This window comes from Mycobacterium sp. (assembly GCF_035314905.1).
Taxonomy (GTDB): Bacteria; Actinomycetota; Actinomycetes; order Mycobacteriales; family Mycobacteriaceae; genus Mycobacterium.
In genome coordinates this window covers 1-6561 of the sequence record NZ_DATFYW010000168.1, presented here as the reverse complement: position 1 = coordinate 6561, position 6561 = coordinate 1, and the positions used below count along the sequence as shown (strand labels likewise).

7 protein-coding genes are annotated in these 6561 nt (G+C 67.4%); 5 read left to right on the top strand and 2 right to left on the bottom strand.

From position 1 onward, the window contains the following. Positions 1-58 precede the first annotated feature (58 nt). Positions 59-778 carry a rhomboid-like protein gene (locus VKG81_RS14405; RefSeq protein WP_324397015.1) on the bottom strand — a complete coding sequence of 240 codons (720 nt, stop codon included), beginning with the start codon at positions 776-778 and terminating at the stop codon, positions 59-61. A gap of 73 nt (positions 779-851) precedes the next feature. On the opposite strand from VKG81_RS14405, the gene VKG81_RS14400 reads away from it, so the two are divergent. Next, positions 852-1859 (top strand): VWA domain-containing protein, encoded by a 1008-nt coding sequence (locus VKG81_RS14400; protein ID WP_324397011.1) that lies wholly within the window; start codon positions 852-854, stop codon positions 1857-1859. 4 nt (positions 1860-1863) lie between these two features. On the opposite strand, the gene VKG81_RS14395 is transcribed toward VKG81_RS14400, so the two are convergent. Further along, on the bottom strand, positions 1864-2874 hold the full coding sequence (locus VKG81_RS14395; RefSeq protein ID WP_324397009.1) for a VWA domain-containing protein: 1011 nt from the start codon (positions 2872-2874) through the stop codon (positions 1864-1866). 41 nt (positions 2875-2915) lie between these two features. Here VKG81_RS14395 and VKG81_RS14390 point away from each other — a divergent pair, with 41 nt between their 5' ends. The 4 genes from VKG81_RS14390 to VKG81_RS14375 form a co-directional block, all read left to right on the top strand. Next, entirely contained in the window at positions 2916-4292 is a 1377-nt protein-coding gene (locus VKG81_RS14390) for an FtsW/RodA/SpoVE family cell cycle protein (protein WP_324397007.1), read from the top strand. Positions 4293-4331: 39 nt separating this feature from the next. After that, positions 4332-4961, top strand: a complete 630-nt coding sequence (locus tag VKG81_RS14385; protein ID WP_324397013.1) for a dTMP kinase — start codon at positions 4332-4334, stop codon at positions 4959-4961. Between the two features lie 63 nt (positions 4962-5024). Next, positions 5025-5711, top strand: a complete 687-nt coding sequence (gene mtrA / locus VKG81_RS14380) for a two-component system response regulator MtrA (protein ID WP_324397005.1) — start codon at positions 5025-5027, stop codon at positions 5709-5711. Then, positions 5708-6561 (top strand): HAMP domain-containing protein (locus VKG81_RS14375; RefSeq protein ID WP_324397003.1); only part of this gene is annotated, 854 nt, incomplete at its 3' end. The genes mtrA and VKG81_RS14375, both read left to right, overlap by 4 nt.

The window sequence follows — 6561 nt, the reverse complement described above, 5'->3', positions numbered from 1 at the left end:
ATCGGGGTCGACGTCGAGGGCCCGTACAAGGCCGACCACTACCGCTACTGACAGCGCGTCAGGTCGCGGCCGCCTCACCGGGGTGCACAGCGGGTTTGCGGAGCCGGGCCCACAACCAAGCCGGGTTCCACTCGGGGCCGCGCGCGCGGGCCACCGGGTAGAAGCACAGGCCGATGCCTATCGCCGCGAGATGCCCGATCGCCGTGAACCCGGGTTTGATTGCCCCCGCACCGACGAACAACAGGATCAGCCCGCCCAGGTAGACCCATCGCCACGGCTTTGCGATGCGATAGGCCAGCAGCGCCGTAATGCCGACCAGGAAATAGCTCACCCCGACGTCGCGGGCGTTGACCAGCTTCTCGGGTAGCCAGTGATACTGGATCTCCAGGTAGAGCAATCCTTCGCTGATGTACGTCGCGCCGACGTGACAGGTCAGCCCCACCACGGCCCAGCGCAGGTGGCCGAGCCATCGCTCGGCGGGCGCGAGGAACGCGGTGAACAGGAACAGATAAGGAAGCCAGTAGCGGCCGTCGACCCACAGCAAGCTCGAGAACAGGACATACAGCGGATCCGAGGCGAGGTGGTGCAGGTTCGTGGAGCGGTGAACCAACACCGTGTGCAGCTGCCGCCGGGTGAGTTCATGCTGAAGGATCGTCGTGTACAGCAGCACGATGAGCCACCCATAGGTCAGCGGCGCACCGGCGACGAATCTGCATGCGGCGATCAGCCACACCTTCGGGCGCGCACCGCCGGGCGGCTTTTCCACGTTGTCCACCATGGCACGCTCGAACACGTGCTCCAACCTTTCGCTGGTTCGTACCCTTCAACAACTGTTTGAGTATTTTGGGACGATGACGCTGCCCGGTGTAGGTCCGCTGCCGCTTTCAGGGTTTGAGCATCCCTGGCTGGCGGTGCTGGTGGTCGTGCCGATCGGGCTGCTGTCGGTCTACCTGGTCGCGCAGATGCGCCAGCGGCGCCGCGTGCGCCGGTTCACCGAGCCGGATCTCCTGGACTCGGTGGTTCCGCGCCGACCGCGCCCGTTGCGGCACCTGCCCATCGGTGTGGCGCTCGCCAGTCTGGTGCTGTTGATCGTCGCGCTGGCCGGACCGACACGTGACATGCACATTCCGCGCAACCGCGCCGTCATCATGCTCGTCATCGATGTGTCGCAGTCGATGCGCTCCACCGACGTTCCGCCGACTCGACTGGACGCGGCGCGGCAGGCGGCCGAGGAGTTCACGAAGCGGCTGACACCGGGCATCAACCTCGGCCTCGTTTCGTTCGCCGGCACCGCGAACCTACTGGTACCCCCGACTCCGCAGCACGAGGCCACCCTGGCCGGTCTGCAGAATCTGCGCCCGGACAACAGCACGGCGACGGGCGAGGCGCTCTTCACCGCGCTCGACGCCATCACCACCGCGGGGTCGGTGATGAGCGGCACCGAGACCCCGCCGCCCGCGCGCATCGTGTTGCTTTCGGATGGCGGCGAGAACAAGCCCGGTAACCCCAACAACCCCCGCGGGGCCTTCACCGCCGCGCGCGCCGCGAAAGACCACGGCGTGCCGATCTCGACCATCGCGTTCGGTACCAAGGCGGGCTATGTCGAACTCAACGACCAACGCTTGCCCGTGCCGGTCGATCCCAACGAAATGGTCACGATCGCCCAGCTGTCCGGCGGACAAACTTACACTGCCAGCGACGTCGACCAACTCAACCGCAGCTACGCCGCGATCCAAGAACAGGTCGGATACCAGACCGTCCAGGCACCCGCCAGCGCCGGCTGGCTGCGGCTGGGGGTGCTCACCGCCGCGGTCGCCGCGGTGTTGGCGCTGCTGATCAACCGACGCCTGCCGGTCTGAAGGCTCAGCTCGGCAGCCTGCGGTTGATCAGGACCGCGGCCAAGATCGAGGCAGCGAGCGCGACCGCGCCCAACCGGATCCAGCCCTCGCTGGCGTCGCCGCGGATGGTTTGGTAGCCGATGTCCTGCTGTAGTGCGGAATAGACGTTCTTGAGCTCATCGAGGCTGCCCGCGTGAAACGCCAGGCCCCCGGTGATCTCGGTGATCTTTCTCAGAGTCTCGTCGTCCACCGGAACCGGCAGCTGTTCGCCCTGGTAGTCGATGACGCCATCGGGTGTGCCGAACGCAATCGTCGATATCGCCACGTGCTGGTCCTTGGCCGCCTGTGCCGCCGGGAATGCGCCGCCGGGATCGCCGGGATCCGACGGGACCGTCTCCTTGCCGTCCGACTCCAGCACGATACGCGCCGGGGGCGGCCCGTCCCCGCCGCCCATCACCGAGCCCACGGTCGCGATCGCCTGCAACGCCGTGTAGATGCCCTCGCCGGTCGCGGTCCGCGGGGCCGCCTGCAGCGTGTCGATCGCGCGCTTGACGGCGTCCCGGTCTGTGGTCGGCGCTATCAGCAACGTCGCCTGTGCGGCGAATTCGACCAGCCCGAGACTGATGCCCGGCGTGAGCTCGTCCGCGAACTGCTTTCCGGCCTCCTTGGCGGCCTCCAAGCGGTTCGGTGCCACATCGGTGGCCACCATGGACTCCGACACGTCGATCACCAGCATCACCACGGCGCGATTGCGCGGAATGCGCACATCATGCGTCGGCCCGGCCATCGCCGTCGTGAGCAGGGCGAGCGCGGCGACAAGCAGCGCGACCGGAACGTGGCGCCAGCGCCGGTTGCGGCTCGCGGGCGCCACCTGCTCCAGCAACTCCATGTTGGCGAACCGCATCACGCGCTTGTGGCGGGCGAACTGGACCACCAGATACCCGGCCACCAGTGCCGCGATCGCCAGCAAAAACAGGAAGAACCAGGCACTGGCGAAGCCGGACAGCGTAAGCGGACCCAGCAGTGGCAGCGTCATCTCATTGCCTTCAGTCAAAATATTATGCAATTGTTTGATACTTGCACACCCACCGTCGCGCGTCCGAACTGCTGCTGCTGGGTTTTGCCACGCTGATCACCACGCTGGCGTTGATGATCGTGGCGGCCAACCAGCAACAGCGACTGGGAACCGACGCGTGGGTCTTCGCCGCGGCATATCTGGCGCTCTTCGCCTGCGCGCACGTGGTGATCAGGCGCTTCGCGAGTTCGGCGGACCCGGTCCTTCTGCCGGTTGTGGCGCTGCTCAACGGCCTGGGCCTCGTGATGATCTACCGTCTCGATCTGGGCGACGCCGGCCTGAGCTCAGCCGGTGCGCGTGGGCCCAGCGCCTACCAGCAGATGCTGTGGACGCTGGCCGGCGTCGCCGCGTTCTGCCTTGTGGTGGTGTTCGTCAGGGACCATCGGCCGTTGGCTCGTTACGGCTACGTCTGCGGTGCGGCCGGGCTGATTCTGCTGGCGATACCCGCCGTGCTGCCGCGGTCGCTGTCCGAGCAGAACGGCGCCAAAATCTGGATCCGGCTGCCCGGCTTCTCGATCGAGCCGGCAGAGATGGCCAAGATCCTGCTGCTCGTCTTCGTCGCGGCGGTCCTGGTGGCGAAGCGCGAGATGTTCACCACCGCCGGCACCCATTTCCTGGGCATGAACCTGCCGCGGCCCCGGGATCTCGCGCCGCTGCTGGCCGCGCTGGCGATCTCGGTTGCGGTGATGGTTTTCGAAACCGACTTGGGCGCAGCGCTTTTGGTGTTCGCGTCATTTCTTGCGATGGTGTACATCGCAACGGCGAGGCTCGGCTGGGTCGGCATCGGGTTATTGCTGTTCGCGGCTGCCAGCGTCGTGGCGTATCACCTGTTCGGCCATGTGCGGGTCCGGGTCCGCAACTGGATCGACCCGTTCGCGGACCCCGACGGTGCCGGATACCAGATGGTGCAATCGATGTTCAGCTTCGCCACGGGCGGAGTCTTCGGCACCGGCCTGGGCAACGGCCAACCCGGCACCGTTCCCGTCGCCTCGTCCGATTTCATCATGGCCGCGTTCGGAGAGGAGTTGGGTCTCGTCGGGCTGGCCGCGCTCCTGATGCTGTACACCATCCTGATCATGCGCGGGCTGCGCACCGCGATCGTGGTGCGCGACAGCTTCGGCAAGCTGCTGAGCGCCGGGCTGGCGTGCACATTGGCGATCCAGGTCTTCCTCGTCGTCGGCGGCGTCACCAAGCTCATTCCGCAGACGGGGCTCACCACGCCGTGGATGTCCTACGGCGGCTCCTCGCTGCTCGCCAACTACGTGCTGCTCGCCCTTCTGGTGCGCATTTCAGACGCGGCGCGGCGGCCGGTCGGCAGACCGCCGCCCGGCCAGACGCCGATCGCCGATGCAGGCACGCAGATAATCGAGCGCCGCTAGCGGGACCAGTCAAGCGGTTAGGCTGCTGCGGTGCACGGCCTGCTGATCGCGATCGAGGGGGTCGACGGCGCGGGCAAGCGCACCCTGTGCCAGGGCCTGCGGACCGGACTCGAGGCCCATGGCAAATCGGTGGCCGCCCTGTCCTTCCCGCGCTACGGGCATTCGGTGGCTGCCGACCTGGCCGCTGAGGCGCTGCACGGGCAGCACGGCGACCTGGCATCGTCGGTCTACGCGATGGCCGTGCTGTTCGCACTCGACCGTGCCGGTGCACGCGACGAGATCGGTCACCTTCTGCTGGCCTACGACGTCTTGATCCTCGACCGGTACGTCGCGTCGAACGCCGCCTACAGCGCCGCGCGACTGCACCAGGACGCCTCAGGTGAGGCCGCCGAGTGGGTGCGCCACCTGGAATACGACCGACTGCGATTGCCCGCGCCCGACTGGCAAGTGCTGCTCGATGTGCCCGCGGAGCTGGCTGCCGACCGGGCCCGCCACCGCGAGCACGCCGAGTCCGCCCGCCCCCGTGACGCGTACGAGCGCGACGACGATCTGCAGCGGCGCACGGGGCACGTGTACGCCGGTTTGGCGGCCGCGGACTTCGGCGGGCCATGGCGGGTCGTCGCCGCGGACGTCGACGCGGCGGCGCTCGCGGGGTCGTTCGGCCGCTAGCGAGGTCAAGAAGCCGCAACTCGCCCGTGTGGTAGCTCAGTTTTGTCGCGATCTGGTGACACCATGGACACCATGAGGCAAAGGATTCTGGTCGTAGACGACGACGCGTCGCTGGCCGAGATGCTCACCATCGTGCTGCGCGGGGAAGGCTTTGACACCGCGGTCATCGGCGACGGCACGCAGGCGCTCACCGCGGTCCGCGAGCTGCGCCCGGATCTGGTGCTGCTGGACTTGATGCTGCCCGGCATGAACGGCATCGACGTGTGCCGCGTGCTGCGCGCCGACTCCGGGGTGCCGATCGTGATGCTCACCGCGAAGACGGACACCGTCGACGTCGTCTTGGGCCTGGAGTCGGGCGCCGACGACTACGTGATGAAGCCGTTCAAGCCGAAGGAGTTGGTCGCCCGGGTGCGCGCCCGGCTGCGTCGCAACGACGACGAGCCGGCCGAGATGCTGTCGATCGCCGATGTCGACATCGACGTGCCGGCTCACAAGGTCACCCGCCAGGGCGAGCAGATTTCGCTGACACCGCTGGAATTCGACCTGCTAGTGGCGTTGGCGCGGAAACCACGGCAGGTGTTTACTCGTGATGTGCTGCTCGAACAGGTGTGGGGGTACAGGCACCCCGCCGACACCCGTTTGGTGAACGTGCATGTCCAGCGGCTACGGGCCAAGGTTGAGAAAGACCCGGAGAACCCGCAGGTGGTGTTGACTGTTCGAGGAGTGGGATACAAGGCCGGACCTCCGTGATCTGGGGCTCGAGGCGGCGCATTCACCGGCGTTCTGCTCCTGTGCTGCGCGGGTTGAGTGCGTTGAGTCGAGCCATGGGTCTCCTCTGGCGCCGGTCGCTGCAGTTGCGGGTGGTGGCCCTGACGCTGGGGCTGTCGCTGGTCGTGATCATGGTTCTCGGTTTCGTGTTGACCAGTCAGATCACCGATCGGGTGCTCGAGGCCAAAGTGCGTGCCGCCACGGAGGAGATCGAGCGGGCCCGCACCACGGTCAGCGGCATCATCGGCGGCGAGGAAACCCGCTCGCTCGACAGCAGCCTGCAGCTGGCCCGCAACACACTCACCGACCGCAAGACCGACCCCACGGCGGGAGGCGGGCTGGCCGGCACCTTCGACGCGGTGCTCGTGGTGCCCGGTGACGGTCCGCGCGCGGCTACGTCGGCGGGACCGGCGGATCAGATCCCGGGATCGTTGCGCGACTTCGTCAAGGCCGGGCAGGTCAGTTATCAATACGCCACCGTGCACGCCGGCGGCTTTTCCGGCCCCGCGTTGGTCATCGGCAGCCCGACGACGGGACCTGTCCCCGCCCAGCTGTACCTGATCTTCCCGCTCAACAGCGAGGAGAGCACGATCGCCCTGGTACGCGGCACGATGCTGACCGGAGGCGTGGTGCTGCTCGGCCTGCTGGCCGCGATCGCGCTGCTGGTCGCGCGTCAGATCGTGCTTCCGGTGCGGTCGGCGTCGCGGATCGCCGAGCGGTTCGCCGAAGGACACCTCACCGAGCGGATGCCGGTACGCGGCGAGGACGACATGGCCAGGCTGGCGGTGTCGTTCAACGACATGGCCGAAAGCCTGTCGCGGCAGATCACCCA